The organism is Chitinimonas naiadis, assembly GCF_054780835.1.
The window spans coordinates 1,163,117-1,182,956 of record NZ_BAAGVO010000004.1 but is presented as its reverse complement, the minus strand read 5'-3'; the positions used below and the strand labels follow the sequence as shown (position 1 = coordinate 1,182,956).

The following is a 19,840-nucleotide window of genomic DNA, read 5'->3' as shown; positions in this document are numbered from 1 at the left end:
TCTATACCTATACACCCAACTGGTGGGTGGATTCTGGTGCGGGCTCGCCCTGTCAGGGGCCATCACCCGACGCAGCTATCGCTTCCGCAAGCTGTCAGGAAATGATTCAGCGTAATGTTGCTCTCGGCAACATACCGCCCCTAGGGCGGTGCCACAAGGTGATTTATAGCGAGGATGGCTGGAGTTATTACCGCATCTATTACTTTGATCCCGACCGTTGCACAGGAGGCGGGAACACCTATTTCCTCCTGTTTGGCGGCTGCGCCACGGGCTGGGAATGGGGCATGAACTACAGCAAGAGCCCGGCCCAGGCATTTTGTCGCAAGAAGTTGCCAACCTGCCCCGAAGGCCAGTTCATGGGTCCTTCCTCTGGCACCTGCCGCCTCATCTGCCCCGACGGCCAATACCTCGTCAGTGGCAGCGGCTCGCCCGGCGCCTGCAAGCCGAAGCCACCCGGCAAGCTGCCCGACGATGCCGATCCCGACATGGGTAAACCCGATACCTGCTCCGGCAACCCCATCAACACCGCCACCGGCAACAAGTACCAGCAGGAAGTCGACAGCCCGGCAGGCACCGGTGTGCCCCTCGTCCGCAGCTACAACAGTAGCGATCGCGCTTCCTGGCCAGGTCTGGGCACCGGTTGGCGCCATAACTGGAATGCGCGCGTTGTCCCCGTTTACGCCACCGCCACCCAGCTATTGCCACCCAAGCCGGCCGACGTTGACCCCGACTTCCCGGAGTGGCCCACCTTCTCGACGGACCCCAAGCTCACGCTGGTCTACTATCGGATCGACCGTTCGGACGGCGCCTCGGTCAGCACCGACGCCAATGGCGTCCTCATCGACCCCAGCAATGCCTTGCGCCTCAGCGTCAGCAAGCTGGCCGATGGTTTCCTGGTCTCCGATGGACGCAGCACCGAACGCTACGATGCCAGCGGCAACCTCATCTCGTTGCAGCAGGCCGGCGGCCGCCGCTACACCCTCAGCTACAACGGCAGCCGGCTCAGCACCGTCACCGACATCGATAGCGGCCGCAGCCTGCAGTTCAGCTACGACAGCACCGGCAACCGTCTTGTCCGTGTCGACAGCGGCAGCCAACTGCTTGCCAGCTTCGGCTACGACGCCAACGGCCTGCTCAGCCAGGTTACCCATGCCGACGCCACCACCCGCCAGTACGTCTACGACGACGCCAACGCCCCCGGCAAGCTCAGCGGCATCATTGACGAAGCCAGCAACCGCTATGCCACCTGGGCCTACGATGCGACCGGGCGTGCCGTCAGTTCCGAACACGCCGGCGGCGTCGAACGCTACAGCCTCACCTTCGGCACCGATGGCAGCGGCCTGAGTAGCTGGACCGACGAAACCGGCCCGCTCGGCGCTACCCGCCGCTTCAGCTTCCAACTGCTCGGCAAGCGCAGCCTCTACACCGGTACCAACCAGCCCGCCACCAGCGGCTGCCAGGCCGGCATCAGCCAGTTCGGCTACGATACCGACGGCAACCTCACCAGCCAGCAGGACCTCGTCGGCAACACCACCACCTACACCTACGACCCGGCCCGCAAGCTCGAAACCAGCCGCACCGAAGCCGCCGGCACCACCTTGGCCCGTACCATCAGTACCGACTGGCACCCCACGTTTGCGCTGCCCACCCGCATCACCGAGCCGGGCCGCCGTACCGACCTGAGTTACGATGCCGCCGGCAACCTGCTGACCCAGACCATCACCGACCTGGGCAACCAGCAAAGCCGGACATGGACCTACAGCTACGACAGCGCCAACCGCCTCTTGAGTAGCAAGACCCCGGCCAACCTCAGCACCAGCTACACCTACGATGCCCAGGGCAACCTCGCCACCGTCACCGATGCGGCCGGTCTCGTCACCCGCTACACCCAGTACGACGCCAACGGCCTGCCGCTGACCCTGGTTCGTCCTGCCGGCGCGTATTCCTCGGTCACGATCAAGCTGCAATACGACGCCATGGGTCGCCTCACCCAACGGACCGAAGGCAATGACGTCACCGTCTACGCCTACACCTCCACCGGCCTGCTACGGGATGTCAGCCTGCCGGATGGCAAGCAGCTCCACTACGACTACGATGCCGCCCGCCGGCTGACTGCCGTCACCGACAGCCTGGGCAACCGCATCGCCTACACCCTCGACGCCATGGGCAATCGCACCCATGAAGCCATCAGCGACAGCAGCGCCAGCCTGCAAGCCATGGTCGCCCGCATCGACACCGACCGCAGCCCGCTGCTGTCCCCCACTACCCAGAAAGCGCGCTGACACCATGACCCGCTTCCGCACCCTCATCCTGGCTGCCGCCGTGGCCGGCGCCCCCCCGCTGTCCGCCGCCGTTGTCCAATCCATCGACCGCCAATACGACAACCTGGGCCACCTGCTCAAGGAAACCTATCCCAACGGCGGCTGGCAACAGTACAGCTACGACGCCATGGGCCGCCGGCTGACGCGCACCGACCACCTCGGTCGTGTCACCCAATACAGCTACGACGCCCTCAACCGGCTTAGTACCGCTACCGACGCGAGCCAGGGCATCACCCGCTACAGCTACGACGGCCGAGACAACCTGGTCCAGGTCACCGACCCGCGCGGCCTCGTCACCCAATACCAGTACAGCGGCTTTGACGACCTGATCACCCAGACCAGCCCAGACACCGGCAACAGCAGCGCCAGCTTCAACGCCGGAGGCCAACTGGTCAGCCAGACCGACGCCAAGGGTCAACTGACCCAGTACGGCTATGACACGGCTGGTCGTATCAAGACCGTCACCTATGCCAATCAAAGCACCAGCACCTATCGCTACACCGGCCCCAAGCTCGTCGGCATCGACGACAGCAGCGGTGCGCTGAGCCTGAACTATGACGACTATGGCCGGATCAGCATCCAGAACCGCAAGGTCGGTGCGTTCAACTACACCATCAGCTACACGCGCGATGCCAAGGGCCGCATCAGCAACCTGCGCTACCCCAGCGGCCGTGCGGTTCGCTACAGCTACAACAGCGCCGGCCAGGTCAACCAGATCGACAGCCAGCTCGGCACCGGCCCCATCCTCACCCTGATCAGCAACATCGCCTACCGCCCCTACGGCCCCGCCCAAAGCTGGACCTACGGCAATGGCCTGCAACGCACCAGCAGCTACGACCAGGACGGCAACCTCACCGGCCTCAGCCTGGGTGACAGCACCGTCACCCTCAGCTACGACAAGGCCGGCCGACTGACCGGCCAAACCATCAGCGGTGGCTGGTGGCAACGGCTGCTGCAAAGCCTCGGCATCAACGCCGGCCAACAGGACCAGTACGAGTACGACAGCCTGGACCGCCTCAGCAACTGGCAGGACGGCACCACCAGCCAGCAGTACGACTACGATGCCAATGGCAACCGCCTGCTGCTCAAGCGCAACGGCACCGCCTACCCGCAGTTCGTCCAGACCGCCAACAACCAGCTCGTCTCACACGCCGGCCCCAGCCCCGAGACCTACAGCTACGATGCCAACGGCAGCCGCACCGCCGACAACCGCGGCACCTACCTGTACGACGCCCGTGGCCGGCTGATCCAGGCCGGTGGCGCCAGCTACACCCTCAACACCCAGGGCCAGCGCACTGGCAAGACCTACCAGGGCCAGACCACGCTGTACCACTACGATGCCGCCGGCCATCTGGTCGCCGAGACCGACAACGAAGGGCACACCCGCAAGGAATACATCTACCTGGCCGACACCCCGGTCGCGGTGATCGACGCCGACCAGAGCGTGCGCTACATCCACAGCGACCACCTGGGCACGCCCCGGCTGCTGACGAACGCCAGCCAGAAGGCCGTCTGGGCCTGGCAGGGTGAACCGTTTGGGGCGGACCAAGCCAACGAAGACCCGGAGAGCACCGGCACCAAGTACAGCTTCAACCTGCGCTTCCCGGGGCAGTACTACGACGTAGAGACGGGGAACCACTACAACCTGAACCGGGACTATGATCCGAAGGTAGGGCGGTATGTGCAGAGTGACCCGATTGGGTTGGCGGGGGGGATTAATACGTATGGGTATGTTGAAGGTAATCCGCTGAGCTACGCAGATCCGTCAGGCCTGTCTCGATATATTGCGATACCAGTAGGGAATCCTCAGTACAAATCCGCAAGTAAAGTACCCGATCTAAATTGGGCCCTGACTATTGTTAGTCATGGAAACAATAACACCATGTCGTCTCATGATGCAGAATGGTGGTCCAATTTCATTCAGAATGACTTGCAGAAAGAAGAGTTATGGAGACCAGGCATGCCTGTGGTTTTACATGCTTGTAATACAGGTAACGCCAGTTGGGCAAGTAAGCGACCATTGATTGCGGCGGAGCTTTCTCGGCGCTTGGGCGTGCAGGTGGTTGCTCCGGAGGGATATATTTTTAACTATTTGTGGCCATTTGATGGGGTTGAGATGAAATCCCCTTATGATAGTGGGCTATTCGGTCTTCCGGGAGAGCCGGGGTCTTGGTGGCTATTTAATCCAGATGGTACTAAGGAAAATTTAGGAAGGAAATTTCCATGATAAGAATCCGAACAAAATGGAATTTTGTTGCTATCGCAATAATTATTGCAGTGGTTGTAATTTCCTTTTTCCTTGTTAAAGATTTTGCCTTTGGCACATGCTGTGACGAAAGGTTGAATGATGCTGGTTTGTCTTCCTTGATTGGCAAGGCGAAAGCTGGTGATAGTGAGGCGTCATTTGCTCTGTTCTCACATTTTGATTCTATGGGGGATAACTTGTCAGCGCTGCACTGGCTGAGAATTTCCGCCAGTCAAGGGAGAGAAAGTGCAAATAGTAGGTTGGTGGCGTTGCTGCTGGCTAGCTCGATCCCGTCAGAAAGAAAGGAGGGCGCGGAGTTGATATTAAGTCAGGCTAAAGCTGGTTCGGCTATTTTTGAATATCAGCTAGGCAATGAGATTTACGCAGGTAAAATTTTTGAGAAGAATCAAGAATTGGCCTCTGACTGGTGGGCGCGGGCGGCAAATCAAGGTTACAAAGATGCGATGATTAGATATGCAAGGCATATTGCAGAGACAGCCGAGACAAGCAATGAAGTCGCAAGTGCGATGGCTTGGGGGAGGGTTGTGAAATTATGTGCGAGTAAATGGGGTGAGGATAAGGTTGTCGATATATTGAAAGTAATTGATCAGAAAAATTCTTCTTTTGCTTCAAAGGATGAACTGGAGGGTTTGGCTGATTCGCGGTTTGCAGAGCTTTGGAATAAGTTGAAAAATAGTACCGCTGAGAAGAATATGAAGGATCAGCGTTTCTGTGCATACGATCAAAGGTGAAGAGGAGTGCACCGATATAGAAAATAGGGGGGCAGGCCACGATTCCGTAGAAATAATAAAAATAGTGGACAGACCACGATTTCCGTAGAAATAATCGTGGTCTGCCCCCTATTTCCTCTTGCCGCTCATAACGCGCTCTGTGGTGGATGATATGGTAACTAACGAAATAGAAAACTTAATCAAAGATGAGCTTAGTAAAAATTGGGGTCAGGTCTTGCAATCCAACAAATTCATGTGTGATTGCAAGACCTGACCCCAAATTTCGAGGGCCAGACCACGCTGTACCACTACGATGCCGCCGGCCATCTGGTCGCCGAGACCGACAACGAAGGGCACACCCGCAAGGAATACATCTACCTGGCCGACACCCCGGTCGCGGTGATCGACGCCGACCAGAGCGTGCGCTACATCCACAGCGACCACCTGGGCACGCCCCGGCTGCTGACGAACGCCAGCCAGAAAGCCGTCTGGGCTTGGCAGGGCGAACCGTTTGGGGCGGATCAAGCCAACGAAGACCCGGAGAGCACCGGCACCAAGTACAGCTTCAACCTGCGCTTCCCGGGGCAGTACTACGACGTAGAGACGGGGAACCATTACAACCTGAACCGGGACTATGATCCGAAGGTAGGGCGGTATGTGCAGAGTGACCCGATTGGGTTGGCGGGGGGGATTAATACGTATGCGTATGCATTGGGCAATCCTCTTACGTACATTGACCCGTTGGGATTGGCGAGTACGCTCGACGACTGTGCCGGTAAGAACGCTGCCGCTTGTGCTGAGGCGGGCATTGCGCCACAGGCTCCTGCTGCTAGCTCGTTAAAAGAGATCGCGTCTACGTCTGAAGTGATTGCAAAGGGAAGCCGGATTCGTAAGGTTGAGCAGCTTTGCGAGAAATTCGGTGGGAAGGCTAAGGATTGGGTTAAGAAAAAGGGTTGGGATAGCTATGGCAATGAATGGCATTGGTATGAGAACCAAGGTCGGAAAGTTGGCTGGAAATTGGCTGGCGAACTTGATCCCTTCTTCTAATAATGAAGGTTTAAATGAAGGTTAAAGCAAAGCTAACAGTGCATGAACACTTGCTGGATGAGAGTGATCACAGATGCCTCTCGCCTGAACAGATCTATCCCGTCGTTGGTATAGATAGCACTTCATTCCGCGTCATAAATGATGCAGGGGAGCCAGTTCTATATGCGAAAGAACTCTTCGATATTGTTGATCCGATAGTCCCGAATGATTGGGTCGAGGAACGGGATGGGGATGAGTACTACATTGATCCCCCAGAGTTCTGCGAGCCAGGATTCTATGAGGATTACTTTGACAATGTTGAATATGCATTGGAGAAGTTCAATGCATACAGACGACTCCATGGCCTTCCCGAGAGAAAGGATAGAAATAGATCTACGCATTGAATTTGAGGTCAGATACAAAAATTGGGGTCAGGTCTTGCAATCCAACAAATTCATGTGTGATTGCAAGACCTGACCCCAAATTCCGAAAAAAGTAAGCTGTGCGCGGGGGCGGCTACACGGGTCACAACGAGGGCAACCTGTATCGCGGCCGTTAAAATTGCGTATGCTATTTGTCGCAGAGCAAACGCCCCAAGATCTATCAGCGGTGGCCATGTAGACTCATGGCTTGATGGGCTGGGGTCATTTCTGCATGACCTACTAGGTGGCACATAGCAGGCTTTGTGGGTTGGGAGGTGGCCATTCCTGGTCACCTCTTCTCGGTTTACCAGCTTGGTAATTAAAGATTGGTGTGGGATGAGATACTTTCACTACTCTGATATTGACCCGAAAGAACTCGAATCTGAGTTTCACAGGGCAGGCGTTGTAAGAGTAATTCTAGGCAAGAAAGATGGTGACAAACTTATCGAAATGATGAAGGACCGGATCGATATTATTTCCGGCGAAGGATTCGATCGGTCCTTGATCGTTGAGATTTTGTTTATTTTTATTGATGCACTTAAGAGCCTTTTCCGACATAGGCTTGGAGATGTGCTTGCATTTTGGGGGACGGAAAAGATTGTTAAAATAGAGGTGATTGATAACAATCAGTATTGTTTCGAATTCAAGAAGAGGATTTAGGGGAGACCGCGAGGTCTCCCCTTGTGCCATCTATGGAGAGCGACGTTCGCGTAAGTATGGCGTAGATGGTAAGCCCGGGATCGATATCGACAAACCACATCAAGGTTACGATAAGCCTCATGTGCATGAGTGGCCTAATGGGCAACGTGAGCATCCTGGGCGGGATGTTTCGCCTGTCGATTTCCCGCGTCCCCCCAGTCCTTGAGAGAGCATGAGCATGAAAAATTGGAATTACTTGGTCGAAGCGGATCTAACCATGCTGTAGGTTTCGGCTGAAAACCGTACGGTGACGTTGTCGATCTCCGATAAACAGGGTGGACGTTGGGCAGTAAATGCCGAGGGAGTGGATGATTTTTTGGTGACCGACGTGCGTCTATCAAACATCATTGACCACGTCACTTATGTTGCGAACCCCTCTGAAGTTACTGATGAAATTAAGGAGAAAATTTACTACTTGATGAGAGCGGAAGAGGCAAACGCTGACAGCCTTAATTGGCAACCGCTAGAAGACAAAGTGGACGCTCTACGTTCAGGTAGGCTTTGTTTCTTTCATCTAGAGCCAGTCTATGGAGCACAGATACTCATGCTGGCCGAAGTAGTAGCGCTCACGTCCACGTCTACTAGCCCTTCTTGAGGGAAAGATAGGGGATAGACCATGATTTTCGTAGGAATTATCGTTGTCTGTCCTTGCCCAGCTTTCTAGATTGGCAAAAAGAGCGTATAGAAGATCGCGGTGAAGATATAGAGGCTTACGAATACTTTATCACTATGGTGCATAACACCCTAGAAGAAGTGTTGGGTGTTCCATAAGGCTATTGAAAAGTGGGTGCAGGCCGCGATTTTCATGGGAATAATCGTGGTGTCTCCTCTATTTACTTGGAAATTGGCTTGATGAAACATGTGACCCAAGTTAGTAACATCCGACAGAAATTGTGCACTCATGAGGAGTTGCTTCGGGAAGCAGAGCAGAACTACGAGTGTGACAATATGGAGGTCGCTATTTCGCAGTTCCTAGCACTCGCCGAAAACGACTGTGAAGAGGCCTTTCTTTACTTATCGCTTATCTACCGTGACGGTGATGGAGTAGGAAGAGATGAACTAACGGCAGCCAGATATAAGAGAAAATACGTTCAAAGCATTAAGGCGAAGGCGGAAAGTGGGATTTCTGCCTATCAGCTTAAACTGGCATATATTTTCCAGTTTGGCGATGGCGTTGCTATTGACGACGCCCGTGCGTTCCAACTTTTCTCTGAGCTGGCAAGAGAGGGGCTAGGTGAGGCGCAGTTTCATCTGTCTCGCATTTACGCACATGGCTGGTGTGGGCAGCATGTTGATCCTGAGTTGGAATTACTTTGGCTAAATGAAGCTGTTAAGTCGGAATGGCCAATGGCCCTTTACTATTCAGCTCTGTTTTTGGTGGAAGATTCTGCCTCTGCTGAATCACTATCACACGCAGTAGCACTGATGAAAAGGTCAGCAGAGCTTGGATGCTGGCAAGCGAAGGAGTATTTGGAGAGAGGCTGAGTATTTTTCTGAAAATTGGGGTCAGGTCTTGCAATCCAACAAATTCATGTGTGATTGCAAGACTTGACCCCAATTTCTGGCATGAAGCTAATGAAGGAGTACGCTGAATGCAAGAGAAGCTGCCAAAAATGACTAGTCAATCTGTGCGAGAGAAAATTCCCGATAGGAACGACTGGGGTGATATTTCAGACGATTTTGATACCAAAGACGCATTCGATGTTTTCTTTGGAAAGTCTAATCAAGACGCTCGTCACTATTTTCTTGAGGATGTTCAAGCTCGGACGCAGGAACTTAGATCAATGCCTCGCACCCCCTTTATGTATTATTTGTTAGGGTTTTGTGATGTGGTTTTGTCTGGAGACTTTGGGGCTGAGCATCCATTTGATATCGCGAATTGCTATATGAGCATAGTGATGGATCGTGCTGTTAATAATGCTGCATCGATTTCCTCGATTTTTAATGAGATTGACCCCGTCCTGACTTATCTTGCAGAGAATCAGGAAAGCTTGGGGGCTGATGTAGATATATTCGGTGATTTCAGAGGGAAATCTGACTTAATAAGAAAGTTAGTGCGAGAATCTACATAGCAGAAAAATAGGGGACAGACCACGATTTCCGTAGAAATAATCGTGGTCTTCCCCCTATTTCCTCGCTATTTCTTCTTGCCGCTCATAACGCGCTCTGTGGTGGGTGATGTGGTAACTAACGAAATAGAAAACTTAATCAAAGATGAGCTTAGTGAAGAGCACTATCATCTCTCCATATCTTCAAGGAAAGAGCGTGATGGGTTTTGGATTGTGCGTGGAACCGTCTCTCGACGTGATTCAGATGAGGAAGTAGGAGGCAAGCAGGTCTCAGGAGTAAGTGAGGAGCTTGCCCTGTCTGCACTTGTTGGACCGTTGCGTGAATATATAGAGTCACTCCCGGTTCCGCCCTATGAGTGGGGAAGGACAGAATTGCGAAAATTGCTGGTGGATTATAGAAAATTCAACAATGAATTAACTTTTATCCTTGCAAACTTACAGAAATCGCTCGCTGCTGGAGTTCTGTCTGAGCAAGACTTGCATGCCGCTTACTGGGCAGCACGGGAATATGCTACTAAAGGTAGCGTGATGATTGGGCATCGGCTGGCCGTGTTGCCTGAGAATGATCAAATTGATCTTATGACCTCAAGTGAGGCTGTTTACCTAGACCCAACAAATCCGTGGAATTTAGATGATTTGGACGGTAGGAGTGCGTTGTTCGAATTTTTTGCCGCACCTTCGAAAGCCGTAGTCGTTGCTCATGAAACGCATTTACGACGATTAGAGGAAAGTGCTGGGTAACAAGCGACCAAGGGCACACCCGTAAGGAATACATCTACCTGGCCGACACCCCGGTCGCGGTGATCGACGCCGACCAGAGCGTGCGCTAAATCCACAGCGACCACCTGGGCACGCCCCGGCTGCTGACGAACGCCAGCCAGAAGGCCGTCTGGGCCTGGCAGGGCGAACCGTTTGGAGCGGATCAAGCCAACGAAGACCCGGAAAGCACCGGCACCAAGTACAGCTTCAACCTGCGCTTCCCGGGGCAGTACTACGACGTAGAGACGGGGAACCATTACAACCTGAACCGGGACTATGATCCGAAGGTAGGGCGGTATGTGCAGAGTGACCCGATTGGGTTGGCGGGGGGGATTAATACGTATGCGTATGTGGGCGGTAACCCACTGAGTGGGATTGATCCGCTGGGCTTGATGGATATGGGCCATCTGCCGCCACCTCCGGGTCTGCCTAAAGAGCAGAACACTTGTTCTCGTGATTGGTCCAACTACTGGAGTGATTACGCGAATTTTGTCGACACATATGCGATCAATGTTGGCCCCTATGCAGCAGCGATGGCTGGTGGGCTGATGCCGAAGAGATGGGCCCCGGCGACTGGATTTAGAGGGCCACTACTTGGATCGTCCAATCCGTTGACTAGCATTCCTCGTGGTTTGGGTGTTCCAGGCATGGGTGGTGTGATACCCCGCTTGGGGACGGCCGCAATCGGGTTGGCAACCATCGGGGCTGGTATGTATGACGCGACAATTGAACTGGAGGGCCTTCTCTATGCCATCCCAAGCCGCGATTCCAACTCAAGCTGTTCGTGCAGCAAATAGGAGGCCATCATGGAAGCTTGGTTATTAGTCCTGTTTTTGCTCTGTATCGCGGCCATCTGGCTCTTCCGGGCACATGCCAGAAAGTCCTTCTTAAAAGGACGTGAGCCGAGGCAGCTCGTGGAGATTCATGCGAAAGTGCAGGACCAAGTTTCTAAAGAGGTGTTCAACGAAGTTTGGTCGAAGGTTGGAGAGGCGTTCACCATTGATCCTCGCCTGATCGAGCCAAGCGATACGTTGAAAGCCCTAAGCAGCGTTGATAGCTGGGACTTGGGAAAAGGCGAAGACGCCTTGAGTCAGTGGATCGAGCAGGAGCGGTTTGGGAAGCCTCCGGCCCTTGCCACAGTGCTCGACTTGGCGAAGTGGGTCCAAACTAGTCGATTGAGCCGAGCGTAGAAGCTGGCACCGTCAGCATAAAGACCGTAGGGGTGATCCCTACGGCCTTTAGTCGTCTTGCCGCCCCTGGCCACCCTCACTCCGCCCCCGTGAAATTTGGGGCCAGGTCTTGCAATCCAACAAATTCATGTGTGATTGCAAGACCTGACTCCAAATTCGCAAAAAAGTGTGACAAAGAAAAGTACGAGAAATGTGTGGCTGAGAAAGTTGCTGAAGTTGGAAAGTCTCATCCGTATGGAGTCGCAACATATAACTGTGTTTCTTGGGCCCGAGAGGCAATTGTGCAATGTCAGGCTAGTGCATGTGAGTAATTTCAGGTGTATTGTATGAATCGAAAAATAGAACTGCTTTTAGTTTTAGTTTGTGGCCTGCTCGCATTTGACCTTCAACTTGCATATTTTGGTGGCTACTCTGTCTTCGTGCAGAATGGCCCAGCATTTCTAAGTGTTGCTACGTTAGGATCTGTTGTTTTTTTAATTGCTGTAAGCGCTAGTTCTCTGCGGTTTCTTGTTTCGCGGGCTTGGCGAAAATTGGGCGTGCTGGGGAGTATGGTTGCCGCATTTGTCCTGCTGGATGTTTTTCTTGCCGAGTACGTGGCTGGGGATAAAGAAGTCCTCACAAAAGACCATGTGGAACAGTCGTTAAGATCGAGCAATGATAAGATTGTGTTTTCTGATTCTCATGCTAAAGAGGCTTGGTTCGTAGGGAGTGCGCCCGTGACAAGGCACTGCCTTGTGGCATCTTCCATGTTGAAGAAAGTTTTCTTCTTTTATGTGGAGAAAGGTTCTGATTCATTTCTTGCTAGTGCTTATTTGAATGGCCCGGTCGAATTGACCCTGCTGGATAAAAAGAGAGAAAAACAATGGGCATGTCTTCCTGGTCAAGTTGAATCATGGTAAGCCGGAGTTGGTCTCAATACTGCTTGGTAAGGCCGAAAATACTCTCCCAGACCTCCGAAAGTTCACCGCAAACCTCTTGGGTGGCTATTAAGTTTCGTAACAAAATTTGAGGTCAATTCTTGGAGAGTAGAGGATAGACCACTATTTCTTAGAAATAATCGCGGTCCGTCTCCTATTTTGGAGTAAAAATTGGGGTCAGGTCTTGCAATCCAACAAATTCATGTGTGATTGCAAGACCTGACCCCGATCTCGATAAGTCTCCTGCTGACCTAACATATACACCTTAAGGCAAAATATGAATGCAAAAAGCCAGATTTCAGCAGCATTAATTTCCAGCAGAAACATTCTGCTGGAAGGACACCTTAACGATAGTGTCTTAGACTGCCTTAAGGAAGTAATTGAAAATGTGGATTCAATATCCGTTACAAGTACCAGGAGAATAATTGAATTTTGTGTTCCTGAAGTTGTAAGGCAGGTTGAAGATGCAAATCTTGTAAGCGCTGGAATGATTTTGAACCTAATTCATAATCTCCCATTGGATTCTGCAGATGAACAGAAGTGGGACTTAGATTATTTTCTATCAATGGAATTATCTTCATTTTTAGAAAATTATGATGAGATAAAGTCTGCACAAGAAGTGATTCTCCATATTTGTGGTCAACTGGCCGCTTATAAAGATCGTGGTCGACAGTAAGAATGCTGGTGAATTCCTGGTTTTAACTGCTGACGAACTCGAGTTTCATACTGGCCATTACAGTTGGGTTGGCGGTGTCAACGACCACGATTTTCATATGGAAATCGTGATCTACCCACGCTGTACCACTACGATGCCGCCGGCCATCTGGTCGCCGAGACCGACAATGAAGGGCACACCCGCAAGGAATACATCTACCTGGCCGACACCCCGGTCGCGGTGATCGATGCCGACCTGAGCGTGCGCTACATCCACAGCGACCACCTGGGCACGCCCCGGCTGCTGACGAACGCCAGCCAGAAGGCCGTCTGGGCCTGGCAGGGCGAACCGTTTGGAGCGGATCAAGCCAACGAAGACCCGGAGAGCACCGGCACCAAGTACAGCTTCAAACTGCGCTTCCCGGGGCAGTACTACGACGTAGAGACGGGGAACCACTACAACCTGAACCGGGACTATGATCCGAAGGTAGGGCGGTATGTGCAGTCGGACCCGATTGGGTTGGCGGGGGGGGTTAATACGTATGGGTATGTGGGGGGGAATCCGCTGAGTTATATCGATTCACAAGGCTTAGCAGGACGGGGGCCTAACCATAGTCAATCATTGAGAAATAACCCGGATGACTGGTTTGGAGAAAACGGGTGGGATGGCTGGCGTAGTAAGTACAATGGAGATGGTTCCCACGACAGAAAAATGGCGGAGCGTTGCAACGAACTGCGTAAATGGATGAAGGATATTTGTATTACAGATCCTGTTGTGAAAGCAAAAGCAGAGGCTGCTAAACAATGGTGCGACAACAATTTCCCGGGAGGGACGGCGACAGCACCTATAACATCAGTGCCGCCTGTGAATAATAAGAGCGACACCGCAAAAGATGTGCTGGAACTTGGCGCTGCTTATTGGATAATTAGTGAAGGGCTGCGTGTACTTTTCCCACCGAGAAATTTAATTCCAATACCATGATCGTTGTGAGATTCTTTGATGCTAAGTGAGAAACAATGAATATTGAAGAGGCGTTCAATACTGCGTATAAGCTGGCGACTACGGATGATGATCCTGTGGCCTCGATTGCTCTATGCCGCGAAATATTGGAAAGTGATCCATCGCATCAAGATGCAAGAATGTTGCTTGGGTGCTTGCTAGCGGATTCTTCTAAGACTCAAGACATAGATTCAGCTAGATATCACTTCATGTTTGCGGTGAAATCAATTGCAGCGCAACTTGCACCGGAGGCATGGCTTGAAGAGAATCCTTTGTATCAGTTGGGGTTGCTGGAATTAAAAAATTCTAAGCCCGCACTGGCTGCAGTTTTATTTGCCATAGACATAATAAAAAACAAAACCGAAGCCTCGCACACGGAACTAAAGAAGGTTTTGCATGGAGAGTCAGCGGGACAGAGCGAAGAGATGTTTAGCCTTATTGAAGACATCTTGAGGTTGCGGAGTAAGTAGGCGATGAAGTGCCGGTAGTTGCCTGGTCAATGGCGAAAATAGGGGGCAGACCACGATTTCCGTAGAAATAATCGTGGTCCGTTCCCTATTTACTCCTTTACTCTTCCTCTATTCGCCTAGAAAAACAGTTAACCTATGAAGGCAAGAGATATATTGCGCGAAGTTTCTGAGAAAAAACTAAGTGAGAGCGATGCGGAGCAAGTGCTTGAGTCCTTGTTGGATTCGCCACAAGCTGCAGAGATTGAGACTTTGCTTGGTTTTTCTAGAACGGAGTGGACTGCTTACGGGCAAGGCGCTCTTATAAGCGAGTTGGCGTCTTGGCGAAAGAATGGATGGCCCGCACTATGTTTAGTCTGTGGGGCCAAGATAGATATCGGAAAATTTGGCTGGAGAGTTATTGAGAAGGAAGAGAGAACAGGTTTAAAGCATATTAGGTGCCCCTGATTTAAGCGTTGTAGGTCTTTTGGTCTGCACTGCTGTTGCATATTAGGCCGGCTGATCCAGGCCGGTGGCGCCAGCTACACCCTCAACACCCTGGGCCAGCGCACCGGCAAGACCTACCAGGGCCAGACCACGCTGTACCACTACGATGCCGCCGGCCACCTGGTCGCCGAGACCGACAACGAGGGCCACACCCGTAAGGAATACATCTATCTGGCCGACACCCCGGTCGCGGTGATCGACGCCGACCAGAGCGTACGCTACATCCACAGCGACCACCTGGGCACGCCCCGGCTGCTGACGAACGCCAGCCAGAAGGCCGTCTGGGCCTGGCAGGGTGAACCGTTTGGGGCGGACCAAGCCAACGAAGACCCGGAGAGCACGGGCACCAAGTACAGCTTCAACCTGCGCTTCCCGGGGCAGTACTACGACGTAGAGACGGGGAACCATTACAACCTGAACCGGGACTATGATCCGAAGGTAGGGCGGTATGTGCAGAGTGACCCGATTGGGTTGGCGGGGGGGATTAATACGTATGCGTATGTGCGCGGCAATCCAGTTAGTAGAATTGATCCGAAGGGGCTATTTGATGAAGTTCATCACCTAGAAATAACCAAATCAGTTCTCAATGACGCAGGTTGGCCTTGGGACAAACGTAATGAGATGGCGCAACTCGTTGCCGACGTAGATATTTTACCTGGGTCGCAAAAACCTGATTATGAGCACTCCCCGTGGCATGCGATGTGTGCTCCAGGGCAGTCTTCGGAAGACTCCGATGCCAGGAGGGAGGCACTGACAAGTAATGCATTGCAGAGCTGCAAATTATCGGATCTTGCAATGGCAATGCATGCCGCCCAAGATAGCGCGGCGGGCGGACATAAGCAGTGTCAGGTTTGGAATGGGCGTGTTTCGTTGGCTCATTTAAAGGCGGATATTTTTCCAACTAAAGATGCAGTTAACGAAGCGTTGTCAAAGAGTGCAGCTATACTCACACAATTTGAACAAAAATGCGGGTGCGGAAAATGAAATGTTGGGCAATTAAGCTTAATGGCTTTATTGGTATTTCTATTCTCTTTTTTTCACTGTTTGGTTGCGCTAAGCAAGAGATTATTTCCGAGTATAATGGGGAGGTATCTACCTGTAAGCTTACAGTGCCACCAATGGATTCAGGTAAAAACTCAGTTCATGGGAGATTTTTGTATATTTACCCTCGAGTTGTCGCAAGTAATTACACCGGCTGTCAAACTATGTGGGATCAAGACGGTAGGAAATTGATGGTGCTAGCTATGCGCGATGGTCACCCCGAAAAGCTGAGTGTAAGTTATGGTGTTTCGCCGGAGAGTGTGGAAGAGTTCACGTGTTCTTACAGTCATGATGAGTTAATAAATAAAGATGAAAAGCGTTGTGAAGAGTTCGACAAACAACGCGAATTTGGCGGCCTTCTTTTTGAAAGCAATCAGTTGAGTTCGGCAGATCCCGCTTATGAGGTTTTGGTTAAGCTACGAGCAAAATAGCAGGGACTGCTGGGGTTGTTTTTTGTGTTTTTCGTCAATAGATTATTGGCAGACCTGATTTTTCAGGAGCTGTGGCCGGTTGATCTAGGCCGGCGGCGCCAGCTACACCCTCAAAACCCAGTGCCAGTGCTGGGCCAGCGGAGGATAGGGGGTAGGCCATGATTTCCTTAGAATATAATCGTAAAAATTGGGGTCAGGTCTTGCAATCCAACAAATTCATGTGTGATTGTAAGACCTGACCCCAAATTCGTTGAGAGGTGCTAGTGTTACAGCGCCTAATAAATCTGTTTGGTTTCTGGAGACAGGGCCAATACCAAGACCGTATGGGCATAAGAATGATGATATTCATGCTCCTATGAGCATTAGGGATCCAGGTGCTTACGTTAAATTTTATTAATAAGAAATGACAAAATATATGTCTTTGCTGCCCAGATTTTCTTCGGTTTTGTTTTGTTTCTTCCTTGCTGCCTTAATTCAAGGTTGTAGCGACTCAACGCCTCAGCCAGTTTCTGGTCCTTCCTATTGTCAGGGATTTGATGAGAAAGGAATGGAAAAAATTGCTCTTTCTGGGGAAATCTCTGCATTAAGAAAGGTTCGAGATTATAGTTTTGATTGCAAGATTGGAAAAGAAACTGAAGAAGTTTTAAAGTGGTCCTCGCTTGCTGCGAAGTATGGAAATGAAGAGGACAAGGAATTTCATCAGAAGTTGTTGCGTGTTCATCGCAAATCAGACTTGGCTAAGTAACCAAAATAGGGGACAGACCACGATTTTCTTAGAAATCTCATGGTCCGTCCCGTATTTCTCCTTTCGGTCGACCGGCCTATTTGCCCGGCGCCGGCAGGAACTTCACCAATGCCTCAAGCACCGACTGCGGTTGTTCTTCTGCTACCCAATGGCCGGAATTGGCGACCTGAACCACCGTCACATCCTCGGCCACGTGTTTAAGGTGCTCGCCGATGATCGGGCCAAAGCTCTGGTCGCCCCCCAGCCCCAATACCGGCATGGTCAGCTTTTGCTTCGCGAACTCGCGGTTTGCCTTCGCGTCTGCCGGGAAGGCGCGGTAGTACTCAAAGCCGGCGCGTAATGCACCGGGTACCGCGTATTGGCGGGCGTAGACGTCTTCGGCTTCGGTGGTAAAGGCGCTGGCATTGACCGCCTCTGAATTGTGGAACCACTTGAAGAAAGCCTGCTCATGCCCGGCGATCAGCATTTCAGGCACGTCCTGCACGGCAAAGAAGCGGAAGTGCCAGGTACGGGGCGATTGGGTGATTTGATCCCAGGGCTCGATGCCTGGCAGCGGTACATCCAGAATGGCCAGTCGGCTGACCTCCTTCGGGTACTGCGCCGCATAGGCATAGGCGACCATGCCGCCGAGGTCATGGCCCACGACATGGACAGCCGGACCCAGATCGAGCTTGGCGACCAGGGCGTGGATATCCTCCGCGACCACGGTTTTCTCATAACCGGTGGTGGGCTTGCCCGTGTCTCCCAGGCCACGGATATCCGGTGCCAGTACGGTATGGCCGCGCGCGACCAGTTGCGGCATCACATAGCGCCACATATAGGAGGTTGACGCCCAGCCATGCAGCAGCACGATGGGCGTGCCGCGCCCTTTGGCGAGCAGGTAGTGGTAACGCACGCCGTTGATCTCCAGCTTGCCGTCCTCGATCTTGCTGGTCGCTTGGCTGCTGGTGGCGGGTGGGGTGGCAGCATGGCTGCTAAAGCTGCCCACGGCCAGAATGGCAGCGAACAGGGTAGGAATGACGTTGCGATACATGGCGATCTCCAGTCTGGGTCATGAGGGGGCTGGCCGAACGTTGGCTACTTGCATCGCCGGCCTGATGGGATTCATGCTAGGCCTACGGGTCCCAGCAGACGTACCATCCCGTTGCCCACAACGTTCGATGAAATCGCACGTATTGCCCATCCCCATAAGAGGGGGGGCCGCGTTACCCCCTTTGTTTCCCACCGGCGAGGGCGTGGCGTACCAGGCATGTCGCCCCTGGTGACACTGCCGCGCTGCTGACGGCTAGTGAGAAGTACGGGGGCTCGGTGTGAGCATCAAGTCGCCTCGGGCGGGTTACACCGCCTACCAAGGGGCTGAAGGGAAAGAGAGAGATAGGCGAGAAATAGGAGATAGCCCCCCTATTTCTCTGCGCCAGATGAAGCGCACTGTCCGTGCGCTATTTATGCCTGCGTGATGGAGAGCAGCTCGGTGCCGTATGAGTTATCGACGGTGCAACGCCACACGCCGCCTACGTCGAGGCTGAATACATAGGTAGCCAGCCGCTCGGCGGCGAAGGGCGTGCCGTCTGCCTGCTTGGCGCTGAGCTGGGTGCGGGCCAATACCAGCGCGGTATTGGCGCCTTCAATGATCTGCATGTCACCTTGCTTCACAACCAGACTGTGGTTGAAGTAGCCGGCAATGGCCACGAAGGCCTGCCGGATCTGTGCCTTGCCGGTGACGTTCATACCTGGCTTGACCACCAGCGTGGCGTCGTCGGCATAAAAGTCCATCAGGCTGTCGAAGTCTTCCCGGTTGATTGCCTGGTCGGCTGCTTCGACGCGCTGTTTAACCGCGTGTGATGTCATGTCCATCTCCTGAGGTATTGCGACGGTATCCGGCAGGCTGGGGCATGAAAAAACCCGCCTGCTGGGGCGGGTTGCTCATTGCCGTTTCTTCCGACGCGCGCTAACCCACCATGGCTGTAATGGTGCGAATAATCAGCGTGATCGTTGCGCGGGAAAGTTTCATGCTGCAAGCGTATGTCGATGGTGGCATGCCTGTCAACGTGCGTGCCCTGGTGCAAATTACGCTGTAAATACAAAGGGCTGTCGTTATGGGCTCGGTACGGGATGCGGAGGTGAAGGCCTGTCAGCGCCGGATGAAGTGGTAAGCTCCCCCCCAACCCTGAACCCAACCCCGTTGATCCATGCCTAGCCCCGGTGCGCCACTCAGCCCCAAGCCCTCCTGGATCGCCCTGAATGTGGTGGTGTTGGGGGCCTGCCTGGAATTACTGCTGATTGCCATTGGGCTGGCAGAGCCGACCCGCGACAGCCTCCACCTCTGGGATTTTCTGCTGAGCGTGGTCTGGTCCTGGTGGGTGTGCGTCAACCGCCGATACTTGAAGCAAGGTTTCGCTTTTGGGTTCGATGCGCTGGTCTTTTTTGCCTGGCCGGTGCTAGTGCCTTACTACCTGATCAAAAGCCGCGCGGTCCGCAACTGGCCTACGGCAAGGCCTGTTTGGATGCTCTATGCCTTGCCTTTTGTGATTGTGCTGGGCTGGGTTGCGGTGAGCATTGTTTAGACGGGTAGCGGGTGTTTGGCACACGCATGAATACGGCGCAATGCCCTGCGGGGATTGCGCCCTACGGGGCTAA

At 53.0% G+C, this 19,840-nt stretch carries 22 protein-coding genes; 19 read left to right on the top strand and 3 right to left on the bottom strand.

What is annotated here, in order from left to right:
* The first annotated feature begins 284 nt into the window (after positions 1-284).
* From ACYVHK_RS11705 to ACYVHK_RS11635, 15 genes are all read left to right on the top strand, one after another.
* Positions 285-2,282, top strand: a complete 1,998-nt coding sequence (locus ACYVHK_RS11705) for an RHS repeat domain-containing protein (RefSeq protein WP_460531726.1) — start codon at positions 285-287, stop codon at positions 2,280-2,282.
* A gap of 4 nt (positions 2,283-2,286) precedes the next feature.
* A complete protein-coding gene (locus tag ACYVHK_RS11700; protein ID WP_460531723.1) occupies positions 2,287-4,548 on the top strand; it encodes an RHS repeat-associated core domain-containing protein in 2,262 nt (753 codons plus the stop codon).
* A complete protein-coding gene (locus ACYVHK_RS11695) occupies positions 4,545-5,318 on the top strand; it encodes a tetratricopeptide repeat protein (RefSeq protein WP_460531720.1) in 774 nt (257 codons plus the stop codon). Before ACYVHK_RS11700 ends, ACYVHK_RS11695 begins: the two co-directional genes overlap by 4 nt.
* A gap of 240 nt (positions 5,319-5,558) precedes the next feature.
* The gene (locus ACYVHK_RS11690; protein WP_460531717.1) at positions 5,559-6,344 is read left to right on the top strand and encodes an RHS repeat domain-containing protein; all 786 of its coding nucleotides are present in this window, start codon (positions 5,559-5,561) and stop codon (positions 6,342-6,344) included.
* A gap of 14 nt (positions 6,345-6,358) precedes the next feature.
* Entirely contained in the window at positions 6,359-6,727 is a 369-nt protein-coding gene (locus ACYVHK_RS11685) for a hypothetical protein (protein ID WP_460531714.1), read from the top strand.
* Between the two features lie 354 nt (positions 6,728-7,081).
* Positions 7,082-7,405 carry a hypothetical protein gene (locus ACYVHK_RS11680; RefSeq protein ID WP_460531712.1) on the top strand — a complete coding sequence of 108 codons (324 nt, stop codon included), beginning with the start codon at positions 7,082-7,084 and terminating at the stop codon, positions 7,403-7,405.
* A gap of 891 nt (positions 7,406-8,296) precedes the next feature.
* Entirely contained in the window at positions 8,297-8,929 is a 633-nt protein-coding gene (locus tag ACYVHK_RS11675) for a tetratricopeptide repeat protein (RefSeq protein ID WP_460531709.1), read from the top strand.
* 107 nt (positions 8,930-9,036) lie between these two features.
* Positions 9,037-9,516: a hypothetical protein gene (locus ACYVHK_RS11670; RefSeq protein ID WP_460531706.1), complete on the top strand. Its 480-nt coding sequence runs from the start codon at positions 9,037-9,039 to the stop codon at positions 9,514-9,516.
* Positions 9,517-9,558: 42 nt separating this feature from the next.
* Positions 9,559-10,254, top strand: coding sequence for a hypothetical protein (locus tag ACYVHK_RS11665; RefSeq protein ID WP_460531703.1), 696 nt, complete (start codon positions 9,559-9,561; stop codon positions 10,252-10,254).
* A gap of 89 nt (positions 10,255-10,343) precedes the next feature.
* A complete protein-coding gene (locus ACYVHK_RS11660; protein ID WP_460534051.1) occupies positions 10,344-11,069 on the top strand; it encodes an RHS repeat-associated core domain-containing protein in 726 nt (241 codons plus the stop codon).
* Between the two features lie 9 nt (positions 11,070-11,078).
* The gene (locus ACYVHK_RS11655) at positions 11,079-11,462 is read left to right on the top strand and encodes a hypothetical protein (RefSeq protein WP_460531700.1); all 384 of its coding nucleotides are present in this window, start codon (positions 11,079-11,081) and stop codon (positions 11,460-11,462) included.
* A gap of 326 nt (positions 11,463-11,788) precedes the next feature.
* On the top strand, positions 11,789-12,361 hold the full coding sequence (locus ACYVHK_RS11650) for a hypothetical protein (protein WP_460531697.1): 573 nt from the start codon (positions 11,789-11,791) through the stop codon (positions 12,359-12,361).
* Between the two features lie 295 nt (positions 12,362-12,656).
* Positions 12,657-13,055 (top strand): hypothetical protein, encoded by a 399-nt coding sequence (locus tag ACYVHK_RS11645; protein WP_460531694.1) that lies wholly within the window; start codon positions 12,657-12,659, stop codon positions 13,053-13,055.
* A 63-nt stretch (positions 13,056-13,118) separates the two neighbouring features.
* The gene (locus ACYVHK_RS11640; RefSeq protein WP_460531691.1) at positions 13,119-14,015 is read left to right on the top strand and encodes an RHS repeat domain-containing protein; all 897 of its coding nucleotides are present in this window, start codon (positions 13,119-13,121) and stop codon (positions 14,013-14,015) included.
* A 35-nt stretch (positions 14,016-14,050) separates the two neighbouring features.
* Positions 14,051-14,503 carry a hypothetical protein gene (locus ACYVHK_RS11635; RefSeq protein ID WP_460531688.1) on the top strand — a complete coding sequence of 151 codons (453 nt, stop codon included), beginning with the start codon at positions 14,051-14,053 and terminating at the stop codon, positions 14,501-14,503.
* Positions 14,504-14,989: 486 nt separating this feature from the next.
* Here ACYVHK_RS11635 and ACYVHK_RS11630 read toward each other — a convergent pair whose 3' ends face one another.
* Positions 14,990-15,136, bottom strand: a complete 147-nt coding sequence (locus ACYVHK_RS11630; RefSeq protein ID WP_460531685.1) for a hypothetical protein — start codon at positions 15,134-15,136, stop codon at positions 14,990-14,992.
* A 42-nt stretch (positions 15,137-15,178) separates the two neighbouring features.
* Between ACYVHK_RS11630 and ACYVHK_RS11625 the strand changes: the two genes are divergently transcribed.
* From ACYVHK_RS11625 to ACYVHK_RS11615, 3 genes are all read left to right on the top strand, one after another.
* Complete coding sequence (locus ACYVHK_RS11625) at positions 15,179-15,970, top strand: RHS repeat domain-containing protein (RefSeq protein WP_460531682.1); 792 nt, start codon at positions 15,179-15,181, stop codon at positions 15,968-15,970.
* Entirely contained in the window at positions 15,967-16,458 is a 492-nt protein-coding gene (locus tag ACYVHK_RS11620; protein ID WP_460531679.1) for a hypothetical protein, read from the top strand. Before ACYVHK_RS11625 ends, ACYVHK_RS11620 begins: the two co-directional genes overlap by 4 nt.
* Before the next feature lie 415 nt (positions 16,459-16,873).
* Positions 16,874-17,203 carry a hypothetical protein gene (locus ACYVHK_RS11615; protein WP_460531676.1) on the top strand — a complete coding sequence of 110 codons (330 nt, stop codon included), beginning with the start codon at positions 16,874-16,876 and terminating at the stop codon, positions 17,201-17,203.
* Positions 17,204-17,279: 76 nt separating this feature from the next.
* Here ACYVHK_RS11615 and ACYVHK_RS11610 read toward each other — a convergent pair whose 3' ends face one another.
* Both ACYVHK_RS11610 and ACYVHK_RS11605 read right to left on the bottom strand, forming a co-directional pair.
* Entirely contained in the window at positions 17,280-18,236 is a 957-nt protein-coding gene (locus ACYVHK_RS11610) for an alpha/beta fold hydrolase (RefSeq protein ID WP_460531673.1), read from the bottom strand.
* Positions 18,237-18,646: 410 nt separating this feature from the next.
* Positions 18,647-19,051: a YybH family protein gene (locus ACYVHK_RS11605; RefSeq protein ID WP_460531670.1), complete on the bottom strand. Its 405-nt coding sequence runs from the start codon at positions 19,049-19,051 to the stop codon at positions 18,647-18,649.
* 395 nt (positions 19,052-19,446) lie between these two features.
* Between ACYVHK_RS11605 and ACYVHK_RS11600 the strand changes: the two genes are divergently transcribed.
* The gene (locus tag ACYVHK_RS11600; RefSeq protein WP_460531667.1) at positions 19,447-19,767 is read left to right on the top strand and encodes a hypothetical protein; all 321 of its coding nucleotides are present in this window, start codon (positions 19,447-19,449) and stop codon (positions 19,765-19,767) included.
* Positions 19,768-19,840 lie beyond the last annotated feature (73 nt).